The 23,420-nt window shown below is 74.1% G+C and carries 21 protein-coding genes; 11 read left to right on the forward strand and 10 right to left on the reverse strand.

Annotation, left to right across the window (positions count from 1 at the left end; all coding sequences use genetic code 11):
* Positions 1-193: 193 nt before the first annotated feature.
* Complete coding sequence (locus ACFYWL_RS09755; RefSeq protein WP_386969817.1) at positions 194-1,708, forward strand: glycosyltransferase family 87 protein; 1,515 nt, start codon at positions 194-196, stop codon at positions 1,706-1,708.
* A gap of 76 nt (positions 1,709-1,784) precedes the next feature.
* Here the strand turns inward: ACFYWL_RS09755 and ACFYWL_RS09760 are convergent, their stop codons facing one another.
* Both ACFYWL_RS09760 and ACFYWL_RS09765 read right to left on the reverse strand, forming a co-directional pair.
* Positions 1,785-3,905, reverse strand: a complete 2,121-nt coding sequence (locus ACFYWL_RS09760; protein WP_386969820.1) for a hypothetical protein — start codon at positions 3,903-3,905, stop codon at positions 1,785-1,787.
* On the reverse strand, positions 3,902-4,693 hold the full coding sequence (locus ACFYWL_RS09765; RefSeq protein ID WP_386969823.1) for a deoxyribonuclease IV: 792 nt from the start codon (positions 4,691-4,693) through the stop codon (positions 3,902-3,904). Before ACFYWL_RS09765 ends, ACFYWL_RS09760 begins: the two co-directional genes overlap by 4 nt.
* Positions 4,694-5,247: 554 nt before the next feature.
* Between ACFYWL_RS09765 and rpsF the strand changes: the two genes are divergently transcribed.
* From rpsF to rplI, 4 genes are all read left to right on the forward strand, one after another.
* Positions 5,248-5,538 carry a 30S ribosomal protein S6 gene (rpsF, locus tag ACFYWL_RS09770; protein WP_043960965.1) on the forward strand — a complete coding sequence of 97 codons (291 nt, stop codon included), beginning with the start codon at positions 5,248-5,250 and terminating at the stop codon, positions 5,536-5,538.
* Positions 5,539-5,617: 79 nt separating this feature from the next.
* Positions 5,618-6,148: a single-stranded DNA-binding protein gene (locus ACFYWL_RS09775; RefSeq protein ID WP_176734099.1), complete on the forward strand. Its 531-nt coding sequence runs from the start codon at positions 5,618-5,620 to the stop codon at positions 6,146-6,148.
* A 41-nt stretch (positions 6,149-6,189) separates the two neighbouring features.
* Positions 6,190-6,429 (forward strand): 30S ribosomal protein S18, encoded by a 240-nt coding sequence (gene rpsR, locus ACFYWL_RS09780; protein WP_007073789.1) that lies wholly within the window; start codon positions 6,190-6,192, stop codon positions 6,427-6,429.
* Positions 6,430-6,443: 14 nt separating this feature from the next.
* The gene (gene rplI, locus ACFYWL_RS09785) at positions 6,444-6,890 is read left to right on the forward strand and encodes a 50S ribosomal protein L9 (RefSeq protein ID WP_007073788.1); all 447 of its coding nucleotides are present in this window, start codon (positions 6,444-6,446) and stop codon (positions 6,888-6,890) included.
* A 73-nt stretch (positions 6,891-6,963) separates the two neighbouring features.
* On the opposite strand, the gene ACFYWL_RS09790 is transcribed toward rplI, so the two are convergent.
* A complete protein-coding gene (locus ACFYWL_RS09790) occupies positions 6,964-8,712 on the reverse strand; it encodes a hypothetical protein (protein WP_386969828.1) in 1,749 nt (582 codons plus the stop codon).
* A 399-nt stretch (positions 8,713-9,111) separates the two neighbouring features.
* Between ACFYWL_RS09790 and dnaB the strand changes: the two genes are divergently transcribed.
* Positions 9,112-11,331, forward strand: coding sequence for a replicative DNA helicase (gene dnaB, locus ACFYWL_RS09795; protein ID WP_386969831.1), 2,220 nt, complete (start codon positions 9,112-9,114; stop codon positions 11,329-11,331).
* A gap of 40 nt (positions 11,332-11,371) precedes the next feature.
* Here the strand turns inward: dnaB and ACFYWL_RS09800 are convergent, their stop codons facing one another.
* From ACFYWL_RS09800 to ACFYWL_RS09820, 5 genes are all read right to left on the reverse strand, one after another.
* Positions 11,372-12,091, reverse strand: coding sequence for a maleylpyruvate isomerase N-terminal domain-containing protein (locus tag ACFYWL_RS09800; RefSeq protein WP_386969834.1), 720 nt, complete (start codon positions 12,089-12,091; stop codon positions 11,372-11,374).
* A gap of 96 nt (positions 12,092-12,187) precedes the next feature.
* Positions 12,188-12,586, reverse strand: a complete 399-nt coding sequence (locus tag ACFYWL_RS09805) for a zf-TFIIB domain-containing protein (RefSeq protein WP_386969836.1) — start codon at positions 12,584-12,586, stop codon at positions 12,188-12,190.
* 22 nt (positions 12,587-12,608) lie between these two features.
* On the reverse strand, positions 12,609-13,244 hold the full coding sequence (locus ACFYWL_RS09810) for a phosphoribosyltransferase (protein ID WP_386969838.1): 636 nt from the start codon (positions 13,242-13,244) through the stop codon (positions 12,609-12,611).
* A 119-nt stretch (positions 13,245-13,363) separates the two neighbouring features.
* Positions 13,364-14,674, reverse strand: a complete 1,311-nt coding sequence (locus ACFYWL_RS09815) for a glycosyltransferase 87 family protein (protein WP_386969840.1) — start codon at positions 14,672-14,674, stop codon at positions 13,364-13,366.
* A complete protein-coding gene (locus ACFYWL_RS09820) occupies positions 14,671-17,193 on the reverse strand; it encodes a putative bifunctional diguanylate cyclase/phosphodiesterase (protein WP_386969842.1) in 2,523 nt (840 codons plus the stop codon). The genes ACFYWL_RS09815 and ACFYWL_RS09820 overlap by 4 nt, the downstream gene beginning before the upstream one ends.
* Before the next feature lie 591 nt (positions 17,194-17,784).
* Between ACFYWL_RS09820 and moaC the strand changes: the two genes are divergently transcribed.
* The 4 genes from moaC (at position 17,785) to ACFYWL_RS09840 (ending at position 20,520) form a co-directional block, all read left to right on the forward strand.
* Positions 17,785-18,276 (forward strand): cyclic pyranopterin monophosphate synthase MoaC, encoded by a 492-nt coding sequence (moaC, locus tag ACFYWL_RS09825; protein ID WP_043960949.1) that lies wholly within the window; start codon positions 17,785-17,787, stop codon positions 18,274-18,276.
* Positions 18,273-18,743, forward strand: coding sequence for a molybdenum cofactor biosynthesis protein B (locus ACFYWL_RS09830; RefSeq protein ID WP_386969845.1), 471 nt, complete (start codon positions 18,273-18,275; stop codon positions 18,741-18,743). Before moaC ends, ACFYWL_RS09830 begins: the two co-directional genes overlap by 4 nt.
* Before the next feature lie 69 nt (positions 18,744-18,812).
* Positions 18,813-20,075 (forward strand): molybdopterin molybdotransferase MoeA, encoded by a 1,263-nt coding sequence (locus tag ACFYWL_RS09835; protein WP_386969848.1) that lies wholly within the window; start codon positions 18,813-18,815, stop codon positions 20,073-20,075.
* 13 nt (positions 20,076-20,088) lie between these two features.
* Positions 20,089-20,520 carry a molybdenum cofactor biosynthesis protein MoaE gene (locus ACFYWL_RS09840; protein WP_386969850.1) on the forward strand — a complete coding sequence of 144 codons (432 nt, stop codon included), beginning with the start codon at positions 20,089-20,091 and terminating at the stop codon, positions 20,518-20,520.
* Here ACFYWL_RS09840 and ACFYWL_RS09845 read toward each other — a convergent pair.
* Positions 20,507-21,955, reverse strand: a complete 1,449-nt coding sequence (locus ACFYWL_RS09845) for a glycosyltransferase 87 family protein (RefSeq protein WP_386969852.1) — start codon at positions 21,953-21,955, stop codon at positions 20,507-20,509. The two genes, ACFYWL_RS09840 and ACFYWL_RS09845, sit on opposite strands and share 14 nt — an antisense overlap.
* A gap of 215 nt (positions 21,956-22,170) precedes the next feature.
* On the reverse strand, positions 22,171-22,716 hold the full coding sequence (locus tag ACFYWL_RS09850; RefSeq protein WP_386969855.1) for a DoxX family protein: 546 nt from the start codon (positions 22,714-22,716) through the stop codon (positions 22,171-22,173).
* Between the two features lie 157 nt (positions 22,717-22,873).
* Between ACFYWL_RS09850 and ACFYWL_RS09855 the strand changes: the two genes are divergently transcribed.
* Positions 22,874-23,419, forward strand: coding sequence for a GNAT family N-acetyltransferase (locus tag ACFYWL_RS09855; RefSeq protein WP_386969858.1), 546 nt, complete (start codon positions 22,874-22,876; stop codon positions 23,417-23,419).
* Position 23,420: the final 1 nt, after the last annotated feature.

Raw genomic sequence — 23,420 nt, forward strand, 5'->3', positions numbered from 1 at the left:
GCCACCGCGGACGCCCCGGGGGGCGGCCGGCGCCCCACCACCCCCCCCCCCCCCCGGTTGTCACCCCCCCCAACGGCCCCCCCCCCCGGGGGGGCCCCCCCCCCCCGCCCGCCCCCCGACGGCGTTTCGTCCATCGGAATGTTTTGCATGGGGGCGGGACGTGAGGGCCATCGGTACGGGATGATTCCTGTCCATGAGCACCCAGTCGACGGCAGACATGGACGACGCCGGGCCCGGCGACCACCCGTCCCGGTCGGACGGGTTCGTCCGTGGCGCATCCGAGCTGATCGGCGGCCCGCTGGGCGACCACGCGGTGGCGCTGGACCGGCCCGCCGACCGGGAGAGCCGGTTCTGGACGGCCGCCCGAATCGTGCTGGCCCTGGCCTGCCTGACCCTCGCCCTGCACTGGGTGCAGAAGTCCCCCTGCCAGGACGGCGCGTGGCAGAACAACATCCAGTACACGCGGATGTGCTACACCGACGTGCTGGCGCTCTACTACGCCGAGGGGCTCAACGAGGGCAAGGTGCCCTACCGGGACCACCCCGTCGAATACCCGGTGCTGACCGGCTACTTCATGGGCGCCCTCGGGCTGCCGGTGCACGCCCTCGGCGTCGACAGGCCGGAGATCAACCAGGGGCAGTGGGCGTACAACGCCAACGCCCTGGTGCTCAGCGCCCTCGCCGTGGCGACCGTCGCGGTCATCCTCGCCCTGCGCCGCCGACGACCCTGGGACGCCGCCCTCTTCGCCCTGGCCCCCGCCCTGTTCCTCACCGCCACCGTCAACTGGGACCTGCTCGCCATCGGGCTGGCCGCGTTCGGCTTCCTGGCCTGGGCCCGCAGCCGGCCGGCGTTGGCCGGGGTGCTGCTCGGCCTGGCCGGCGCGGCCAAGATGTGGCCGCTGTTCGTCCTCGGGCCGATCCTCGTGCTCGCGCTGCGCGCCAACCGGCTCCGCGCCGGCCTCACCGCCGTCGGCACGGCCCTCGTGGCCCTCGTCGCCGTCAACCTGCCGGCGGCGGTGTCCTACCGCGACAACTGGGACCGCTTCTTCGAGCTGAACACCACCCGGCCCATCGACTGGGGCACGCTGTGGTACATCGGGCGGTACCTCGACGGCAAGGTCAACACCGGCGGCCCCGGCTCGATGGGGCCGTTCGAGTGGCTCAACGCCAACATCCCCACCCTGAACTGGCTCTCGTACGCCCTGTTCGGGCTGGCCTGCCTCGGCGTCGCGGTGCTGGCCCTGCGCGCGCCGAAGCGGCCCCGGCTGGCCCAGCTCGCCTTCCTCGTCGTCGCCGCGTTCCTCATCTTCAGCAAGGTCTGGTCGCAGCAGTTCGTCCTCTGGCTGCTGCCGCTGGTCGTCCTCGCCCGCCCCAGGTGGGGCGCGTTCATCGCCTGGCAGGTCGCCGAGATCGGCTACTTCGCCGCCTTCTATGGGGAGCTCCTCGGCTCGGCGACCAGCCGACCCGTCTTCCCCGAGGGCGTCTTCGTGCTGGCGGCGACGCTGCGGCTGGGCACCGTCGTGCTGCTCTGCGTGCTGGTCGTGAAGGAGATCCTGCACCCCGAGCGCGACGCGGTACGCGACACCTACCCCGACGACCCCGACGGCGGGGTGCTCGACGGCGCGCCGGACGCGCCCTGGGTGGACCGCTGGCGACGGCGACCCGCGCCCAGCGAGCCCGCCGCCGTGCCGGCCCCGACGGCGGCCTGACCCTGCCTTCGGCGCGGCCCGGGCTCCTGGGCCCGGGCCGGCCGTCTCGGGCCCGGCGGGGCAGCCGGGCCCGCCGTCAGAGGCGGAAGACCACCGCGTTGTCGACCTGCTCGCGGGTGATGCCGAGCGCGTCGATCGGGGCGTCGATCGTGGTGGCCCACGGCGTGCCCCCGATCCGGTCGCGCAGCACCACCACGTTGCGCACGCCCAGCGCCCGCAGGTAGGTCACGCTCGCCTGGTCCGGGAAGGTCTCGGTCGCCTTCCGGATCTCGGCCTGCCGCGTCGGGGTGAAGCCGCTGCCGCCGTTGACCACGTCCTGGAACCGGCTGGTCGACCACAGCATCACCAACTGGTCCGGGCCCTGGTCGCTGGGCAGCACGAGCATCGGGCCGTCCACCGACCGCAGCGCGGCGGACTGGACCGGCACCACCGGGTGCGGGGTGACGTTGAGGCCCTCGGCGATCACCAGCAGCAGCGGCAGCACGGTGGCCAGCCGCAGCCACGGGCCGGGCCACGGCGGGACCCGCTCGGCGGCCCACTCGCGTACCCGGAGCGCGAAGGCGCTGACCGCGCCGGCGGCGAGCAGCCCGAGCAGCAGCGTCGTCCAGAGCATCATCCGCCCCGGCGTGCGCAGGCCGTTCCAGCCCGGCAGATGATCGAACAGCAGCCCGTAGGTGAAGGTGCCGCCGAAGAAGCGGGTGCCCATGGCCAGGATCGCCGTCACCACCACCCCGGCGAGCAGCAGCAGCCGGTGCCGCAGCCGCCACACCGAGAAGAACAGCCCGCCCGCCGCCAGCGCGTAGAGCACGAAGCCGGGCAGCAGGGTCATCTCGGGGGAGTTCCAGGGCAACCCGGCGCGCGCCCCCTCGTGCAGCGAGCCCCAGACGCGCGACTCGGCCGGGGCGGTGAAGAAGCCCGAGAACGGCGGCGAGAAGATGCGGACGTCGTCGAGGGTGCGGGCCGCGTTCGGGTGCAGCTCGGCGACCTTGAAGTAGGGGACCGCCAGCAGGGCGCCCACCCCCGCGAAGAGCAGCGCGCCGACGACGTCGGCGACGAGCAGCCGCACCCCGAACGGCCGCCGCGCCGACCGGCGTCGGACGAACCAGGTCACGGTGGCGAGGAGCGTCGCCACCGCCAGCACGTACGCGAACGGCAGCCCGATGCCGAAGCCCAGGCTGAGCTGCCAGGCGGCCACGACCCACCCGGCGTACGCCCACCCCGCGTGCCGCCGCTCGGGGCGGTAGCCGTGGCGCAGCGACCAGCCGTGCCCCCGGGCCAGCATGGCCAGGGCCAGCGGGATGCCGCCGTTGGAGATGATGTGCAGGTGCCCCGCCTGGGCGAGCAGCCAGGGGGCGTACGCGTAGCCGACCCCGGCCACCGCCGCGCCCGCGCGCCCCGCGCCGAGCTGCCGCGCCAGCGCGTACGCCCCGAGCGTGGCGAGCGCGTGGGCCAGCACGAACATGATGTTGTAGCGGAGCAGGGCCGCCTCGGGACCGGTGCCGATCATGCCGGCCGGCGCGTACCCGAGCAGGGTGTCGGAGAAGGCGAAGCTCCACGGCTCCGGGAAGAACGTGTTGGAGTGCCACAGCTGCGCCGGGTTGGTCAGCAGGATGTGCCCCGACCAGGCCATCTGCCAGGTCTGGAGGCTCGGGTCCCAGTAGTCCTGCGGAAGCGTGTGGCGCGGGTAGCGCAGCGTCGGCCAGGTGAGCGCGACGGCCAGCGCCAGCGAGCCCAGCACGGCCAGGGTCCACTCGTGGCCGCCGAAGCGGCCGACCGCCCGCAGCCCGCGCCGCAGTCGCCCCGGCACCGGCTCCGGGGCGGGGGCGAACGCCTCCCAGCGGTCCGGCTTCCCGCCGCCCTCGGCGTCGCCGTCCCCCTTCGCGTCGTCGCTGTCCTTCGCGCTGTCGCCGTCTTTGGCCTCGCTGTCTTTGGCCTCGCCGTCCTTGGCGTCGCCGGCCTCCGCGCTGCTGGCGGCCTTCGTGGTGCTGGCGGCCCTCGTGGTGCTGCGGTCGTTTCCGGCCTCGCCGCCCCTCTGGGCCGCCGGGCCGCCGGAGGTGGCCTTGCCGGCTGTCCCGCCCGCGGCCGGCTCCTTGCCGGCGGTCTCGGAATCGGCGGCGTCGGGCCCGGCCGTGTCGGCCGCGGCCGGTTTCGTCGCGGCGGTGGCCTCGCCCGTGACGCCGGACTGCTCGGTCGTCATGCGGCCGGGCTCCCCACGCCGAGCCGGTCGCGCAGGAAGGTGATGTCGGTAGCCTGCCCGTCCACGCCGCCCGGGGTCTCCACGATCGCCGGCGCGCCCGCTGCCCGGATCACGGCCACCACCAGCTCCGGGTCGATGGTGCCGCCGTCGAGGTTGTCGTGCCGGTCCCGCCCCGAGCCGAACGTGTCCTTCGAGTTGTTGGCGTGCACCAGGTCGATCCGCCCGGTGATCGCCTTCACCCGGTCGACCAGGTCGAGCAGTTCCTCGCCTCCGGCGTGGGCGTGGCAGGTGTCGAGGCAGAAGCCCACCTCGTAGTCGCCGAGCGCGTCCCAGAGCCGGGCCAGCGCGTCGAGGCGTCGGGCGCAGGCGTTGTCCCCACCAGCGGTGTTCTCGATCAGCACCGGTAGGGCGAAGCCTCCGGCGTCCGCCGCGTACGCGAAGGTCTTGCGCCAGTTGTCGAACCCGACCGCCAGGTCGTCGCCCGCGTTGACGTGCCCGCCGTGCACGATCAGGCCCTTCGCGCCGATCTCCGCCGCCGCCGTGGCGTGGCCGAGCAGCAGCTTCCGGCTGGGGATGCGGATCCGGTTGTTCGGCGTCGCCACGTTGATGACGTACGGCGCGTGGACGTAGAGGTCGACCTCGGCGGCGCGCAACCGGTCGGCGTCCTCCCTGGGTTTCGGGGCCTTCCAGCCCTGCGGATCGGAGAGGAAGAACTGCACGGCGTCGGCGGCTCGGGCGGTCGCCTCGGACAGCGGGTCGGCGGAATCGACGTGGGCTCCGATACGCATGCAGGCGAGCCTACGTCGAGGCACCGACGTGCGGGGTGATGGTGCGGCCGGGTCGTGGTGTCCCACGGCGGGTCGGCCGGTCGTCACCGGGCCGGTGCGCCGGTCGTTGGTCCGGGTGGGGTCGACGGTCGGCCGTCTGCCGATCATCGGGCAAAAGTGCTGATTCTCTCCACACGTGACGAAATCGTAGTACGGTCGGATAACAACACAATGAAGCTCCGCGGGGCGTTTCGGTCCAACCTCATCGGTGTGGTCGTTCCTCCCCAGGTCCCACCCAAGGAATGCGGACGGGACGCCCCGCGGCCTCGTGGCCGGGGCCCGGGCCGACGCGCGATCGTCGGCCCGGGCCCCGGTTCCCGTGTGCGCGCCGCCCCGGGCGCGTCCCGCCGCGGAAACCGGGGACGTCGACCTGCCCGGGCATGATCGTCCGGGCCGGGTATCCTGGACCGGTTGTCCGCGTCCGGCCGGGTTCCCCCGGTCCGGAGTGGCCACGACGCCAGACCTCCTGCCACGGAAGGACCGTGGCCGCCTAGCCCACAGGAGGTGAGCACGTCTTGCGTCATTACGAGATCATGGTGATCCTCGACCCCAGCCTCGAGGAGCGCACCGTCGCCCCGTCGCTCGACACGTACCTGAACGTGATCCGGACCGCGGGTGGCTCGGTCGAGAAGACCGACGTGTGGGGCCGCCGGCGCCTCGCGTACGAGATCAACAAGAAGGCCGAGGGCATCTACGCCGTCGTCGACCTGCAGGCCACGCCTGCGGCGGTGGCCGAGCTGGATCGTCAGCTGCGGCTCAACGAGTCCGTGCTGCGCACCAAGGTCATCCGGCCGGAGACGCGCTAACAATCCACCCGGTTCACCACCCGGATCAGCCTCATCGAGGTTGTCGTAGGGCCCTGAGAGCCTGTACGGCGAACGATGAGTGCGCGAGGAGATGGTCATGGCAGGAGACACCACCATCACGGTCATCGGCAATCTGACCGATGACCCCGAGTTGCGTTTCACCCCCTCGGGGGCCGCGGTCGCCAAGTTCCGGGTCGCCTCGACGCCCCGGTTCATGGACAAGGCGTCCGGCGAGTGGAAGGACGGCGAGCCGCTGTTCCTCGCGTGCACGGTCTGGCGTCAGGCCGCCGAGCACGTCGCCGAGTCGCTCCAGCGCGGTGCCCGGGTGATCGTGTCGGGCCGGCTGCGCCAGCGGTCCTACGAGACCCGCGAGGGCGAGAAGCGCACAGTCATCGAGCTGGAGGTCGACGAGATCGGCCCGTCGCTGCGCTACGCCACGGCGAAGGTGCAGAAGATGTCCCGCTCCGGTGGCGGCGGCTTCGGCGGTGGCGGTGGCGGCAACCAGGGCGGCGGCGGAGGCAACTTCGACGACCCCTGGGCCTCGGCTGCGCCGGCTCCCTCGCGCGGTGGTTCGGGTGGCGGCAACTTCGACGAGGAGCCTCCGTTCTAATGGCGCCGAGCGCCCGCGACCGCAAACCAGGAGCCCGAGCAATGGCCAAGGCCGCTGCACTTCGCAAACCGAAGAAGAAGGTGAACCCGCTCGACAAGGACGGGATCACGTACATCGACTACAAGGACACCGCGCTGCTGCGCAAGTTCATCTCCGACCGCGGCAAGATCCGCGCTCGGCGGGTGACCGGCGTGACCTCGCAGCAGCAGCGGCAGATCGCCCGCGCGGTCAAGAACGCCCGTGAGATGGCGCTCCTGCCGTACACGGCCACGGCCCGCTGAGAGGAGGCACCGATATGAAGATCATCCTGACTCAGGAGGTGTCCGGCCTCGGTGCCCCGGGCGACATCGTCGAGGTCAAGAACGGCTACGGCCGTAACTACCTGCTCCCGCAGGGCTTCGCGATCGCCTGGACCAAGGGCGCGGAGAAGCAGGTCACGGTCATCAAGCGGGCCCGCTCGGCCCGCGAGATCCGCGACCTCGGCCACGCCAACGAGGTCAAGGCCCAGCTCGAGGGCCTGAAGGTCAGCCTCAAGGCCCGCGCCGGCGACGGCGGGCGGCTCTTCGGCTCGGTCACCCCGGCCGAGATCGTCGACGCCGTCAAGGCGGCAGGCGGCCCGGCCCTCGACCGTCGGCGGCTGGAGACGCCCGGCCACATCAAGTCGCTCGGCGCGTACCCGGTCAGCATCAGGCTGCACCCCGAGGTGACCGCCAAGTTCGACCTGAACGTCGTCCAGGGCTGACACCGACAGCACCACGCGAAAGGGCCCGCACCGGATCGCCGGTGCGGGCCCTTTCGCGTGCGGCCACGTACGGTCAGCCGATGGGCTGGCCGGTCACCGCGCTGATCATCACCGTCGACAGGCCGCCGCCGACCACCGCCGCCGCCAGCGCCACCGTCGCCGACCGCCACGTCGTGCCGACCCGCCGCAGCAGCAGCGCGACCACGAGGCTGCTGGCCAGCGCCAGACCGAACCGGGGCGCCCCGCTCACCAGCGAGCCGAGGGCGTGTGAGCGCGGCGAGTCGCAGCCGCCACCGCTGATGTCCGTGACGCAGCCGGCCGGCGCCTGACCGTCCAGCGTCAGCAGCCAGACGAAGACCAGCACCGCCGGCAGCAGGTAGCACGCCGCCGTGTAGACCAGCGGCCGGAACGGCCCGCCCGGATCCGGATCGAGCAGGTCGTCTTCGAGGCGACGGCTCCAGGACCTGGTGGGCGTCGACTCCGCCCGCCGACGGGACGGCCCGGCCGCCGTACGCGCGTCGCCGACCGGCTCGCCCCGGCGGCGGGCCGGCTCCGCCCGGCGGCGGGGCGCCGACCGCGGCCGGGGTGCGGTGTACGGCACCACCGGTGACCGTGGCGCGGACGCCGGCGCGTCCATCCACCGGGGATCGTCGCCCGCGAGCCGGGTGCCCGACCAGAACCCCTCCACGTGCTCCGGCCAGGACCATCCCTCGATCGAGCCGTCCCCGGACCGGGGCTCCACCGCCCGATCCCAGCGTTGGCCGTCGTCGACCCGGCCCCACTGCCCCGTGGTCGACCGCTCCCGCCGCCCGGTCTCGCCGGCCCGGTCCCACCGGCTGATCTCACCCGTCTGGTCCCACCGGCCGACGTCGCTGGTCTCCTCCCACCGGCCGATCTCGCCGGTGCGGTCCCACCGCCCGATCTCGCCGGTCTGGTCCCACCGGCCGATCTCGCCGGTCTGGTCCCAGCGGGCCGCGCCGTCGGGTGTCCCCCACCGGCCCTCGACCGCCGACCGGTCCCACGCGTGTACGCCGGAGGCGTCCCACGGGTCCACCGCCGGCTGGTAGGACGACACCTCGCCGGCGGTCTCCGCCGCGTCCGTTGCGCCCTGCTCCCACGGATCCACGGCGGGGCGGGCGGACCAGGAATCCGCGCCGGCCCGGCGGCTGCGGCGCGTCCGTCGCCCCACGTCCTCCGTCGCATCGGTGCCGGCCGCGTCACCCGCGGTGCCCACGTCCTCCAGGCCCGACCAGACCACCTGCGGGCGGCGCGACGACGACCGGCGGGGGCGCACCGCCCGCGCCGCGCCCGACACCGGGTCGTCCTCGTCGGCCCGTCTGCTGCCCACGTAACCCTCGTCGCGGGAAGCCTCGTCGCGCCACCCGCGCTCGGGTTCCGGGGCTGCGTCCGCCGCTGGCACGTCGCGCCACCCGCCGGGCCGCTCCCGCCCGGGGGCGGCCTCGATCGCGGGCGCGTCCCGCCACGTGGTTTCGCTGACGCGCCGCCAACTGGTGGTCGTCTCGGTGGTGCGCCAGCCCGAGCCCGAGCGGGGCCGGACGTCGTCATCGTCGTCGGGGGCCGCGTGTCGACCCCCACCGTCGGCCCGCTCGACACCCGAGTCCAGGGCCCACCGCGGCAGGTACGTCTCCACCGGCTCCTGCTGGCCGCGGTGCGCGGCCCGGCGGCGGCTCGGGGTGCGGTAGCGCTCGACGGCCGCGCTGGGCGAGCCGGCCGGAGGCTGGTCGCCGGAGGCGTCCCACGGGAGGCTCGCCTGCCACTCGCGCGGGCTGCCCTCCCCGCGTCCCCAGTCCCGGTGTCTCACGGCCGGAGCGTGACCCTTCTGAACCGAAAGTGCAATCCGCTGTCCAGGTGTAGCCGTTGCAGGAGATAGTACGGGACGAAGCGCCCGGGAAGCTCACCAGAAATTTCTCCTCCACAGGGTGGGGACAGTGTTTATGCAGGTCACAGCGTTTCGGGCCGGAATTCCCCAACACTTATCCACAACCTGTGCACACCCTGCGCACATGTTGTCCACCGGCGTCCACAGGTTGTCCCAAGGCTCGTCCACCGGCCTGGTTGAGTCGCTGACCTCGGGTTCCGTATGGTTGCCTCTCGACCGACGGTGCGATGACCCCCCGATCGACCCGACCGGTCCGATCGGACGTCGTCGTGCCCGGCGGCGGAGCGGTAGTCCACGCCGACGCAGCGGAGGGGGGATCCCGTGTCGGTCACCGACGACATGCGGACGGAACCACGGGGCGGCGGCCAGCCACCGGCACCCGCACAGCGGGACGGCCAGTTCGAGAAGACCCCACCCCAGGATGTCGCCGCGGAGCAGTGCGTCCTCGGCGGCATGCTGCTGTCCAAGGACGCCATCGCCGACGTCGTCGAGATCCTGAAGTCCGGCGACTTCTACCGGCCCGTGCACGCGACGATCTTCGACGCCATCCTCGACATCTACGGCCGGGGCGAACCCGCCGACGCGATCACCGTGGCCGCCGCCCTGGCCGACTCGGGCGACCTCGCCCGCATCGGCGGCGCGCCCTACCTGCACACCCTCATCGCGACCGTCCCCACCGCCGCCAACGCCGCCTACTACGCCCGCATCGTCGGGGAGCGGGCCGTGCTCCGCCGCCTCGTCGAGGCCGGCACCAAGATCGTGCAGCTCGGGTACGGCACCGGCAACAACGGCAGCCGCGACGTCGACGACATCGTCGACCTCGCGCAGCAGGCGGTCTACGAGATCACCGAGCGCCGGGTCAGCGAGGACTTCGCGATCCTGGCGGACATGCTCCAGCCGACCCTCGACGAGATCGAGGCGGTGGGCGCCCAGGGCGGCGTCATGACCGGCGTGCCGACCGGCTTCACCGACCTGGACAGGCTGCTCAACGGCCTGCACCCCGGCCAGTTGATCATCGTGGCCGGCCGGCCCGGTCTGGGCAAGGCGCTCGCGCTGGACACGCCGCTGCCCACTCCCGACGGCTGGACCACGATGGGTGAGGTGGCGGTGGGTGACCGGCTCCTCGCCGCGGACGGCGCCCCGACCACCGTCACGGCCGCCTTCGAGGTGCGGCACGACCGCCCCTGCTACGAGGTCGAGTTCTCCGACGGCTCGGTCATCGTGGCCGACGCCGAGCACCTGTGGCGGACCACCGCCGCAGAGGGCGCGGTGACGACCGCCCGGATCGCCGCCACGCTGCACACCGACACGGCGGACCGGCGACCCCGCCACGCCGTCGAGAACTGCGCGCCGCTGCGGCTGCCCGAGCGGGATCTCGCCGTCGCGCCGTACACCCTCGGGGTGAGCCTCGGCGAGGGGAGCGCCGCGCCGCACCTCCCGCCGGAGTACCTCCGCGCGTCGGAGGACCAGCGCCGCGAGCTGCTGGCGGGCCTGATGGACGCCGCCGGGACCGTGGGCCCCGACGGAAACCTCCGGTACGCCTCGACCTCCCGGCGGCTGGCCGGGCACGTCCGGGAACTCGTGGTCGGCCTCGGCTACCAGTGCACGACCGACGAGCAGCCGGCACGGGACGACTCGTCCGTCGCGTACACCGTGGACTTCTCGACGCCCGACCCCGTCTTCCGCCTGGCGGACAAGCGGGCGGCGCACGCCGCGCGGCAGCGGACGGCCCCGGACGCCGGCGTCCGGTTCGTTGTGGACGTGCGGCCGGTGCCGAGCGTCCCGGTCCGCTGCGTGACGGTGGACAACCCGGACCACCTCTACCTGGCCGGCCGGTCCATGATCCCGACGCACAACAGCACCGCGAGCATGGACTTCGCCCGGAACGCGGCCATCCGGGCCAACCAGGCGTCGGCGATCTTCTCGCTCGAAATGAGCAAGGTCGAGATCGTCATGCGACTGCTCTCGGCGGAGGCCCGCGTCCCGCTGCACGTGCTGCGCAGCGGCCAGCTCTCCGACGACGACTGGACCAAGCTGGCCCGCTGCATGGGCGAGATCAGCGAGGCCCCGCTCTTCGTCGACGACACGCCGAGCATGAACCTGATGGAGATCCGGGCGAAGGCGCGCCGGCTCAAGCAGAAGCACGACCTGAAGCTGATCGTCGTCGACTATCTCCAGCTCATGACGTCGCCGAAGCGCACCGAGAGCCGGCAGCAGGAGGTCGCCGACCTGTCCCGTGGCCTCAAGCTGCTGGCCAAGGAGGTCGAATGCCCGGTGATCGCGGTGAGCCAGCTGAACCGTGGCCCGGAGCAGCGCACGGACAAGCGACCGCAACTGTCCGATTTGCGCGAATCTGGCTCAATTGAACAAGATGCTGACGTGGTAATCCTTCTGCACCGGGATGACTACTACGACAAGGAGTCGCCGCGCGCCGGGGAGGCGGATTTCATCGTCGCCAAGCACCGGAACGGGCCGACCGACTCGATCACCGTTGCCGCGCAGCTCCACCTGTCCCGCTTCGTCGACATGGCGATCGTCTGAGCCGGCAGAACCAACACCGTCGCCCCAGCGCCCCGGCCGTTCAGCCGATCAGCGGGAACCAGCCGGCGGCCTCGCCCAGCTCCCACCGGTCCCGGTCGGTCAGCGGCACCCGGCCGGTGGCCCTGAGCAGGAAGTCCCGGTCGTCCCAGTTTGCCGGCCGGACGGCGTCGTCGCTGAGCAGCCCACCCAGGCTCGTCACCGCGACCCGGACGGGCAACGCGGCCGGCGGTGGGGCGTCGGGCAGGTCGACGATCAGGTCGAGGTGGTGCACGACCGCCTCGGTGGTGAGCGTGGCCAGCAGGTCCGGCACCCGCAGCACGTGGCCCTGCGTGGTGACGAAGCCGCCCGGATCGGCCGCGGCGGCGGCGCGTGCGGCGGCGGGCGCCGTGTCGGCCCAGACCCGGACCACCCCGCTCGGGCGTTCGAACGCGGCGGCCGAGCGCCGGGCCCACCAGGCGTGCCGTGCACCGCTGCCGGGGTCGTCGCGGGTCGCCCGCCGACCGGTCCCGGTGCCGGCGGGCGGGGCGGTGAAGGCCCGCCAGTAGGAGACGTCGTCGCAGTCAGCCGGCCCGTCGGCAGGGCTGGCGAGCGCGACGAGCGCCCGCTGCGCGTCGCAGAGCACGTGGAACAGCAGGTCGGCGACGAGCCAGCCCCGGCAGCGGGTGGGCCGTTGCAGGGCGGCGTCGTCGAGCGGGGCCACGACGTCGGTGATCCCCGCGTACGCCTGCGCCAGCGCCTCGGGCTGCGAAACGGCCGTCATGGACGCAGCCTCGCACGCCGAGCGCCTCCCGGCAGGCCGGCGGCGTGGGGCGGTCGATTTCCCCACGCCGCCAACCCGGCGATCGCGTGAACGGAGTCAGTCGAAGAGCTCGCCGAGGAAGCCGCCGTGGTGCTTCTTGCGGCGGTAGTGGCCGTGGTAGCCGTAGTGCGGTTGGGCGTGCCCGCCGTACGCGGGGGCGGGCGGCGGGTAGCCGTGCGTCGGGGGCGGCGGCGGAGGCGGGGGCACCGCGCCGTAGCCCGGCTGGGGGGCGGGTGGCGGAGGCGGCGGGTAGCCGCCGGGCGCCTGGGCCGGTCGTGCCGGGTTCGGGGCGCCCGCCGACTGCTGCCGGTTCCAGTTCGCCTCGGCCTCGAACAGCTTCTCCAGTTCGCCGCGGTCGAGGAAGATCCCCCGACATTCGCCGCACTGGTCGATGACGACTCCGCTGCGCTCGTACTGGCGCATGTCTCCGTGACACTTGGGACAGGTGAGCTGCATTACCCGAAGGTACCCGGTGAAGTCACCCGATCGCCGCGAGCGCCTCGGTCACCTCGTCGTCGGACACCTCGTGGAAGTCGTCGTAGTAGGCGCCGACCGCGCCGAAGTCGGCGGGCCGCTCGGCGCAGACGACCTCGTCGGCCTCGGCGGCGAGCATCTCGTACGCCTGCTGCGAGCCGACGGGCACCGCGACGACCACCCGGCGGGCGCCGAGTCGCCGGGCCACCTGGACGGCGGCGCGGGCGGTGGCCCCGGTGGCCAGTCCGTCGTCGACGACGACGGCGGTGCGGCCGGTCAGGTCGAGCGGGGGCCGGCCGGCCCGGTAACGGCGTTCGCGGCGTTCCAGTTCGGCCTGCTCACGGCGCTGCACCTCGGCGACCTCTTCGGCGTCGAGCCGGGCGGCCACCGTCTCGTTGAGCACCCGCACGCCGTTGGGGCCGAGCGCGCCGAAGGCGACCTCGGGGGCCAGGGGCAGGCCGAGCTTGCGGACCACCAGCACGTCGAGGGGGACGCCGAGCCGCCCGGCGACCACCCGGGCCACGGGCACGCCGCCCCGGACGAGCCCGAGCACGGTGACGTCGGAGTGCCCGACGAGGCCGGCGAGCCGGTCGGCGAGGACCCGGCCGGCGTCTTCCCGGTCGCGGTAGGTCGTCGTCATACCTCAGGTGTACGCCGTGCCGGCCGGCCGCGCCGGCCGTCGGCGGCGAAGCCCCCCGGTCAGGGGGCGGTGGGGCCCGGCCCGGCGCGGGGCGGGCCAGGGCGGGTGCCCAGGCCCGGTCAGGGGGCGGCGCGGCCCGGCGCGGGGCGGGCCAGGGCGGGTGCCCAGGCCAGCAGGGCCACCGGGTAGAGCAGGTAACCGAAGCGGGTGGTGGGCATCAGCAGGATCGCCGCGAGCAGCCCGTACCCGCAGAGCAGGGCGGTGGCGGCGGCCGTGCGGGGCGGGCGGCGCAGGAGCCGGACGGCGATGGCGACACCGGCGGCGACGAGCAGCGCGGCGGCGACGACCCGGCCGGCGGGCAGGGCGGTCGCGATCAGGTGACCCGGGAACGGGGACTGCGCCGGGCTGGTGACCAGGCCGTGGCCGAGCGGGAAGCGCAGCACGTTCTCGACCAGCGCGTCGCGGTCGACGAGCAGGGCGGGCAGCAGCGCGAGCGCCGGCAGGCCGAGCGCGCCGGCGGCGAGCCGCCCGGCGCGGCGGTGGGTGGCCGCCCAGGCGATCAGCACGAGGGCGACCGGCCAGGCGAACAGCTTCAACGCTCCCGCCGCGCCGATCGCGAGGCCGGCGCGGCCCGGCCGGCCGGTGGCGGCGAGGGCGAGGGCCAGCAGGCAGGCGGCGAGCACCGGCAGGTCGTCGCCGCCGGTGGCGAGGGTGAGGGCGCAGACCGGCAGCACGGTCGCCGCCTGGATCCCGCGCAGCACGGCGGCTCCCCGGTCGCCGTCGCCGGCCGGGGTGCCGGCGGTGGCCGGGGAGCCGGTGCGCAGGGCGCGCACCGCGAGGGCGAGGAGCAGCGCGGTGGCGACCGCGAACCAGACCCGGGCGTCGGTCCACCAGCCGTTCGCGACGGCGCGCGGCAGGCCGAACAGGGCCATGCCCGGCTGGTACGGGGTGTAGCCGAGCAGCCGTTCGTCGGCGGGGAGCGCGGCGATCGCGTCGTGCCCGAGGTAGGGCGTGCCGGTCTCGACGAGGCGGTTGCCGCTGTGCTCGACGACGATCACCTCCTCCTGCGCCCGGTCGGTCCGGCCGGCGGCCCGCTGCACGCTCTGCGCCAGCAGCGGGAGCAGCGTGGTGGTGGCCCAGGCCAGCCCGGTGACCGCCCAGCGGGCCGGCAGGCCGGCGAGCGGCGCGGCGGCGTCCCGGCGGCGGGCGGCGAGTTGCCCGGCGACGGCGAGCGCGGCGGCCAGGTAGCCGAACGCGGCGATGGTCCCCCAGGCGCGGTGCGCCGGGAGGGTGGAGGTGCCGGCGGTGACGGCCGCGAACGCGGTGGAGGCACCGTAGAGCCCGAGGTCGAGGGCGAGGCCGCCGGCGGCCCGGTCGATCCTGCGCCAGCGTGCGGGGGCGCGGGTGGCCTGGTCGGCGGCGGCGGTCACGCCGGCAAGTGTGGCAGACGTTCCCCTCGGCTGCGGTTGCCCTGCCGTCGTCCGGCGGGGAGCCGGACGACGGTGCCCGCGTCGTGCAGTGGCGGGGCGAGGGTGCCGGTGCGACCGCCGAAGCCGCGGTGCAGGGTGGACAGGAGCGTGCCGGCCGGCACCGGCCGGCCGAAGAGGTGGCCCTGCCCGGCGGTGCAGCCCAGCTCCCAGAGGGCGCGGCGCTGCGGTTCGCTCTCCACCCCCTCGGCGACGACGGTGAGCCCGAGGCTGCGGCCGAGGTCGAGGGTGGACCGGATGACGGCGGCGGCCTCGGCCGACCCCTCCATGGCCGACACGAAGCTGCGGTCGATCTTGAGTTCGTGGACGGGGATGCGGGAGAGCAGGGACAGGGAGGAGTAGCCGGTGCCGAAGTCGTCCAGGGCCAGTCGGACGCCCTCGTCGCGCAGCCGGCTGAGCACCCGGTCGACCACGTCGAGCTGGCTGAGGGTCAGCGTCTCGGTCAGCTCCAGGACCAGCCGGTCCGGCGGCAGGTCGTGGGCGCGCAGCCGGGCCAGCACGGAGCCGGGGAAGCGGGCGTCGAGCAGGCTGCGCGGCGACACGTTGACCGCCACCGGCAGGTCGAAGCCGGCGTCGCGCCAGCTGTTGGCGGCGATGAGCGCCTGGTCGAGGATCGCCTCGGCGAACGCGGGGAGCAGGCCGGAGCGTTCGACGGCCTCCAGGAAGCGCAGCGGGTCGATCACGCCGTGCACCGGGTGGTGCCAGCGGGCCAGGGCCTCCGCGCTGGTCACCTCGCCGGTGCCGAGGTCGACGATGGGCTGGAAGTTGACGGTGAACTCCTGGTCGGCGACCGCCCGGGGCAGCTCCCCGCCGAGGGTGAGCCGGCCGAGGTCGGCGGTGTCCCGGGTCGGCGCGTAGGTGGCGATCCGCTGGCCGGCGCGCTTCGCCTGGTACATCGCGACGTCGGCGCGGCGCAGCAGCTCGGGCATCCCGCCGCTGGCCGGCGCGATGGCGATGCCGCCGCTGGCCTCCACGCTGATCCGCATGCCGTCGAGGTCGAGGGGCTCGTGCAGCGCGGCGAGCAGGGCCTCGGTGCGGTGCGCGGCCACCGCCGGGGCGGGGAGGCCGCGCAGGAGCACGGCGAACTCGTCGCCGCCGAGGCGGGCCACCAGGTCGCCGCCCTGGGCTGCGCCCCGCAGCCGGTCGGCGACCTGGAGAAGCACCTGGTCGCCGGCGGCGTGGCCGAGGGTGTCGTTGACCTCCTTGAAGTGGTTGAGGTCGATCAGCACGAGCGCCGTCACCCCGTCGGCGTGCCGGGCGTTGAGCTGTTCGCTGCCCTGGTCGAGCAGGTGCCGCCGGTTGGCCAGGCCGGTGAGGGTGTCGTGGGTGGCGGCGTACGCGTGCTCGTCGGCGACGCGGGCCAGTTCGGCGTACGCCTGTGCGTTGCGGACGGCGGTGCACAGCGCCGAGGTGAAGGTGCGCAGGGTGTACTGCTCGCGTTCGGAGAACCGGACGGGGCCGTGGAACCGCAGGCGGAGCGTGCCGACGTCGACGGTGCGGTCGTGCCCCTCCAGGCGGGCGGAGATCACCGACCCGTCCGCCGTGCGGCCGGGGTCGGTCGGCCCGTCGTAGGTGAGGGTGCCGGCGGAGCCGCGGACCGTCCGGCCCGTCCCGCGTAGGGAGATCTCCACCTCGTCGGCGGAGAACAGCTCGGCGGCCTGGGTGACGGCGGTGGTGAGGACCTTGTCGAGGTCGACGACGTTGAGCGCGTCGGTGGTGCGGGCCAGCCGCTGCCACGCCTGCTGCTCGGTGCGGGTGCGGACCCGGTTGGAGTAGAGCAGGTGCAGGCTCAGCACCAGTGGCGGGACGGCCAACAGGAGGCGGCTGTCGGCCCGGAGGATGAAGACGGTGCCGACGATCACCAGGAGCCGGGCGGCGGCGGTGGCGGCCCGCAGGCCCCAGTCATCCCGGAAGAGGTCCCGCAGCCGCTCGCCGGTCGCCATGGCGATGACGGGGAGGGTGACCAACTCGTCGAGGACCACGGCCGCCAAATAGGCGATGGAGAGCGGCAGGACGAGGTGGACGATCAGGTCGTCGCCGGTGCGCCAGCCGGTGGCGTGCAGGACCGTTCCCGCGACGGCGGCGACGAGCGTGTTCTTGCCGATGCCGAACAGCGTCTTGAGCGTGGTCTTCCGGTCCAGCCAGGTGGTGATCGCGATGCCGAGGCCGGTGGCCAGGACCACCATGGGGGTGGGTGCGACGGCCAGGCCGATGAGGATGGCGGTCTCGGTCCAGGCGATGTCGTGGTTGGTGGCTCTGATCCGGACCCGGACCTTCACGGTGACCCCGATGGCGACCAGCGAGACGAGCGCTGCCCAGAGCGCCAGGTTGCCGGGGTCGTTCTCGGCCAGGAGTTGGTTCGCGGAGACGACGAGGGCGGCGGACGCGCAAACGACGACGAGACCGACTAGCGACTGGAGTCGCCGATCGGTCTCGGTCCGTCGATTCGTTGGAGCGGCCACCCATCGTCCTCGTGTTGTCACCGATGGCTATGTGTTCCTCAGGGTACTGGCCTTTATCCGCTCCGAGAAGTGCTCTCAACTCCACTCGTGCGACTTCATCACAGCCCCCAGCCTTTCTGCCGTTCCTGACTGACGGACGAAAGCTTAAGACGGGGGACGTCCAATTCTGTACTGATAAATGTCGGTATGCGCAATATCAGCCAACCTGGGGATGATTTGTCACTTTGTGTTTACGGAACCTGTGCGGAGCGCTCTACAGGGAATTGCGTCGCGCTTGTCAGTTCTGTGTCGCGCGGCTACGTGGTCGGCAAAGAGTACGGCTCGTCCCCGTACCCAGTCTGGCGAGGTCCGCCTCCCGGTTCATCCGCGCTTCGGGTGTTTCTTTCCCGGTAGGTCCCGAAGTGGCGGAGTGTCCCCTCGCAGCAGACGACCCACTCCCGGCGGTCACCCGGATTGGCCCCGGGACGGGAAACGGCCTCCGGTCGATGCAATTCCCTCTGTCCGTCCGGACGTCTCGTTCACGGGGCCGCCGTCGGCGTCGGAGGAAGGGTGGGGCCGAAGTCGGGCGTACCGGAGGATAGGCTCGCGAGCGTGACCGATCCCGCCCAGCTCACCCACGTCGACGCGGCGGGCGCGGCCCGCATGGTCGACGTCTCCGCCAAGGCGGTCTCCGGCCGGCTCGCCGTGGCCGCCGGCCGGCTGCGCACCACGGCCGAGGTGGTCGACCTGCTGCGCCGCGACGGGCTGCCCAAGGGCGACGCGCTCGCCGTCGGCCGGCTCGCCGGCATCATGGGGGCCAAGCGGACCCCGGACCTGATCCCGCTCTGCCACCCGATCGCGCTGCACGGCGTGACCGTCGACCTCGCGCTGACCGACGACACCGTCGAGATCACCGCCACGGCGCGGACCGCCGACCGTACCGGCGTGGAGATGGAGGCGCTGACCGCCGTCGCGGTCGCCGGCCTCGCCCTGGTCGACATGGTCAAGGCGGTCGACCCGGCGGCGTCGGTCGACGCGGTGCGGGTGCTCCGCAAGGAGGGCGGCAAGACGGGCCTGTGGCAGCGGCCGGCGGACCGGCCGTGATCCGCGCCCGGGTGGTGGTCGCCTCGAACCGCGCCTCGGCCGGGGTCTACGCCGACACCAGCGGCCCGCTGCTCGTCGCCGGCCTGCGCGAGCTGGGCTGCCAGGTCGACGACCCGGTGGTGGTGCCCGACGGCGAGCCGGTGGGCGCGGCGCTGCGGGCGGCCCTGGCCGACGGGGTCGACGTGGTGCTGACCAGCGGCGGCACCGGGATCACCCCGACCGACCGCACCCCCGACGTGACCCGCGCGCTGCTCGACCACGAGATCCCGGGCATCGCCGAGGCGATCCGGGCGCACAGCCGGGACCGGGTGCCGACCTCGGCGCTCTCCCGGGGCGTCGCCGGGGTCGTCGGCCGGATGCTGGTCGTCAACCTGCCCGGCTCCACCGGCGGCGCCCGCGACGGCCTCGCCGTCCTCGGCCCGATCCTCACCCACGCCGTCGACCAGCTCCGCGGCGGCGACCACTGAGCGACCGGCACCCGGGACGGCGCGGCCACTGGCCGGGTGGGTCCCGTCGGCCGACGATAGGCTCGGCCGGTGAGCACGGAAACCGCGTCCGCCGCGGAACAGGTCGCCCTGCCCCCGCCGGCCGGCTGGGAGGAGGCCCGCTCCCGGGTGTACGCCGTCGGCCTCGCCGCCGCGCTGCCCGCCGTCGGCCGGCCGCTCGCCGACACCGACGGGCACACCCTCGCCGAGCCGCTGACCACCCGCACCGACCTGCCCGCCTTCCCCACCTCCAGCGTGGACGGCTGGGCGGTGCGCGGGGACGGGCCGTGGCGGGTCGTCGGCCGGGTGCTCGCCGGTGGCAGCCCGGCCCCGCTGACCGACGACGGCACCACCGTCGAGATCGCCACCGGCGCAATGGTGCCCGAGGGGGTCACCGCGATCCTGCGGGTCGAGGAGTCCACCCGCACCGCCGACGGCCGGGTCGCCGGCACCCCCCGGTCGAGCCCGGAGCGGCGCGAGCCAGGCGAGGAGGCACACGCCGGTGAGGAACTGCTCCCGGCGGGCACCCCGGTCGACCCGGCGGTGATCGGCCTCGCTGCCTCCTGCGGGCACGACACGCTGCGGGTGCGCCGGCCGCCCCGCGCCGCGCTGCTGGTCTTCGGCGACGAGCTGCTGACGTCGGGCCCGCCGGCCGCCGGCCGCGTCCGGGACGCCCTCGGGCCGGCCGTGCCGGCGTGGCTGCGCCGGTACGGCTGCCAGGTGCGCCCGGCCGACGTCGTCGGCCCGGTGGCGGACACGCTGCCGGCGCACGTGGCGGCCCTGCGCGCGGCGCTGGCCACCGCCGACCTGGTCTGCACCACCGGCGGCACGATGCACGGCCCGGTCGACCACCTGCACCCCACCCTGGAGGCGCTCGGCGCGGACTACGTGGTCAACACGGTCGCGGTCCGCCCCGGGTTCCCGATGCTGCTGGCCCGGCTGGTCGACCCGGACGGCCGGGTCCGCTTCGTCGCCGGCCTGCCCGGCAACCCGCAGTCCGCGATCGTCGCGCTCGTCTCGCTGGTCGCGCCGCTGCTGGCGGGCCTACAGGGCCGGCCGATGCCGGCGCTGCCGCACGCCACGCTGGCCGAGGCGGTGCCGGGGCGCGGCGACTACACCCACCTGGCCCTGGTCCGGCTGGACCGGGTCGCCGGCACCGCCCACCCGGTCCGGCACGTCGGGTCGGCGATGCTGCGCGGGCTGGCCGGCGCGGACGGCTTCGCGGTCATCCGCCCGGGCACGACCGGCGAGCCGGGCACGCGGGTGCCGGTCGTGCCGCTGCCCCTGCTGCCCGGGGAGCGGTCGTGTCCGTGAGGAGGGGCACCCGATGACGATCGAGGAGTCGACCATCTTCGGCACGGTCACCACCGATCCGCTGGACCTGGCCGCGCACGAGGCGGCGGTGGCCGAGCGGCGGGCCGGGGCGGTGGTGTCGTTCCAGGGCGTCGTCCGCGACCACGACCACGGTCGCGCGGTGCTCAGCCTCGAATACGAGGGGCACCCCAGCGCCGCCGCCGTGCTCCTGGAGGTCGCCGCCGAGATCGCCGCCGACCCCGACGTCTACGCCGTCGCCGTGTCGCACCGCGTCGGCCCGCTCGCCATCGGCGACGCGGCCCTGGTGGCGGCGGTGAGCACCGCGCACCGGGCCGCCGCGTTCGCCGCCTGCGCCCGGCTCGTCGACGAGGTGAAGTCGCGGCTGCCGATCTGGAAACGGCAGGTGTTCGCCGACGGCACCGAGGAGTGGGTCAACTGCCCCTGACGGCGCTGCTCGCAACGCGGCCGAACCGGTCGGCGTAAAAGGCCGGCTCGGCGCCCGGCCGCCACGGCAGCGCGGCGACCAGCACGATCAGCGCCACGGCCAGCGAGTTTTCCATAAGCGCGCCGAACAGGCCGTCCTGGTAGTGCGACACCTCGGGTAGCTGGTGCTCGTACGGCCAGATGGGCGAGATCAGGAACAGCAGGTAGAGCCCCACCGCCGCGACGCCGTGCCGCAGGCCGGTCAGCGTCGGATACCAGATCGGCGAACGCAGCCCGTTGACTCCGGGGAGCCCGCCGTAGGACGACGCCGGGCCGGGCCGCTGCGCCGCGCCCCGGCTCGCCTCCCGGCGGCGCAGCGCGGCGTCGCCCAGCACGACGACCGCCGGGATGACCCAGACCAGGTGGTGCGACCAGGAGATCGGGCTGACCACGTTGGCGGTGAGGCCGACCAGGGTGAACGCGGTCAGCTCGTCGCCGTCGGCACGCGCGCTGACCGCCCGGGACAGCCCGAGCGCGAGCACCAGCACCGAGAACGACAGCCAGAGCAGCCCCGGGGTCTCGATCGAGTCGTAGAGCCGGGCCAGCAGGCCGGCGAGGGACTGGTTGGGGGTCATGTCGGCCGCGCCGACCCGCTCGGTCTGCCAGAGCACGCCACCGAAGTAGGCCCGCGACTCCGCGCCGACCAGCGCGAAGCCGGCGAGGGTCACCCCGATCGCGGTGCCGACCGCCGTGGCCGCCGCCCGCCACTGCCGGGTGATCACGAGGTACGCGACGAACAGCGCCGGCGTCAGCTTGACGGCGGTGGCCAGGCCGATGCCGACCCCGGCCCACGCCCCGCTGTACACGAACCGCCGCAGCGGCCCGGCCGCGTCGTCGAAGCGGGTGCCCCGCCGGGCCCGCCAGCGCAGCCCGATCAGGTCGCCCATGATCAGGGCGAACAGCAGCAGGTTGACCTGCCCGTAGCCTAGGGTCTCGCGCCCCGGCTCGATGGCGATGGCCATCGGCGTCGCGATGCCCACCGTGTACCACAACGGCCAGCCCAGCCGGTCGACGACGGGCCGCAGCAGCCCGGCCAGGACGAGGGCGAGCGCGCCGATGCTGGCCAGCGCGTTCAGCCAACCGGCGACGTCCACGGGCACCAGCGCCATGGGCAGCATCACCAGCGCGCCGAACGGCGGGTAGGTGAAGCCGAGCGTGGTGGAGGGGGCGATGAAGTCGTACAGCTCGTTGCCGTTCGCCCACCACACCACCGCGCCGTGGTAGATCTTCATGTCGAAGAAGTTGTACGGCCGCCCGAAGGCGCCGATCGCGAGCCACGCGGCGTACGCGACGGTGGCGATCACACCGGCGCGTACCGCCGTCCTGCGGTCGACCCCACGGGTCGCGCGACGGACCGGAGCGAGGCGGTCCATCCGTCGTCCGACGGTCGCCGGCACGTCGTGGCCACCCCCATACCAAGGTCGTCCTACCCGTCCAGGTCCAGCACGGAGCCTAGAACGGCGCCTCACGTTGATGCCTCCCGCGTTATGCGACCGTGTCCGATCCCACACTGGTTTTTTACATTTCCACCGCGTTAACGCCTACCGGGCGGTTCAGGTAATTCGTGGCGTTGGCGGGGGCGGGCCAACGGGAAGGCAGGGCGCGCCGCAGGTCAGCCGGGCAGTCGACGGGCGGTGGCGGCCGAGCGTACGGCGATCCGGGCCTCGCGGCGGGCGGTCCGGACGGCGCGGGCCACCGACCGTCGCGAGTGGCCGATCCGGTGACCGGCGCGCCACCGCAGCCCCGGCTTGCCCTCGGTGTCGGCGGCGGCCAGCAGCAGCCCGCCGAAGAGCCCGAGGTTCTTCAGGAAGTGGACCTGGTTCTGCATGCGCTCGGCCGGGTCGGTGCTGTTCCAGAAGGGATGACCGGCGGCGGTCGTCGGGATCAGCGTGCCGGCGAGCAGCAGCGCGGCCGGGCGGGTGAACTTCCCGGTGGCCAGCATCAGCCCGCCGACGAGCTGGGTGGCCGAGTTGGCGCGGACCAGCGTCTCGGTGTCGGTGGGGATGCGGGGGGAGACCTGCTGGAGCAGCGGGGTCACCCGATCGGTGACCGGCTTCGCCGCCGGCACCAGCCGCCCCGGATGTTGGAGGCCGCGGGCGCCGCTGACCACGAAGATGCCGCTCAGCATGACGCGGGCGAGGGAACGCACGGGTGTCATGGCTCAGTCATACCCCGTCGGGGGCGTCGCCACCCCTGCAACGGCCCGATCCGATCGGCGAACGTGTACGTCGCCGGCCTGCCCGGGCCTGCGGAGCGCCACGCCGATCGGGGCGACCGTCGGTGGTGGACCCGGCCCGGCGGGTAACCTCGCCCGGGTGACGACTCTGCGGCTGCGTCCCGAGGGCCCGGCGGACACCGGCCCCGTCCGGCGGGTGCTGACCGCCGCGTTCGCCCGCCCGGACGTGTCGACCCCGCCCGAGGTGGGGCTCGTCGAGGACCTGCGCGGCACCGACGCCTGGATTCCCGAACTGGCCATGGTCGCCGAGTACGGCGGCGAGGTGGTCGGCTACGCCCTGCTCACCCGGGTCCACGTCCGCGGCGACGGCGGGAGCGCCCCGGCGTTGGCCCTCGGCCCGGTGGCGGTCGCCCCCCACCGGCAGCGGGTCGGCCACGGCACGGCCGTGGTGCAGGCCGCCCTGGACGCCGCCACCGAGCTCGGCGAGCGCCTCGTGGTGGTGCTCGGCGACCCGGCCTACTACCGGCGGTTCGGCTTCACCCGGGCCGACCGGATGGGGCTGACCAGCCCGTGGTCCGGCCTGGGCGAGCCGTGGCAGGCGCTGGTCCTGCCCGCCAGCACCAGCGGGGACGGCCCCGTGCCCCGGGGCGAGGTGCTGTTCCCGCCGCCCTGGTCGAAGGTCTGAC

This window comes from Micromonospora sp. NPDC002575, assembly GCF_042889525.1.
GTDB lineage: Bacteria > Actinomycetota > Actinomycetes > Mycobacteriales > Micromonosporaceae > Micromonospora > Micromonospora carbonacea.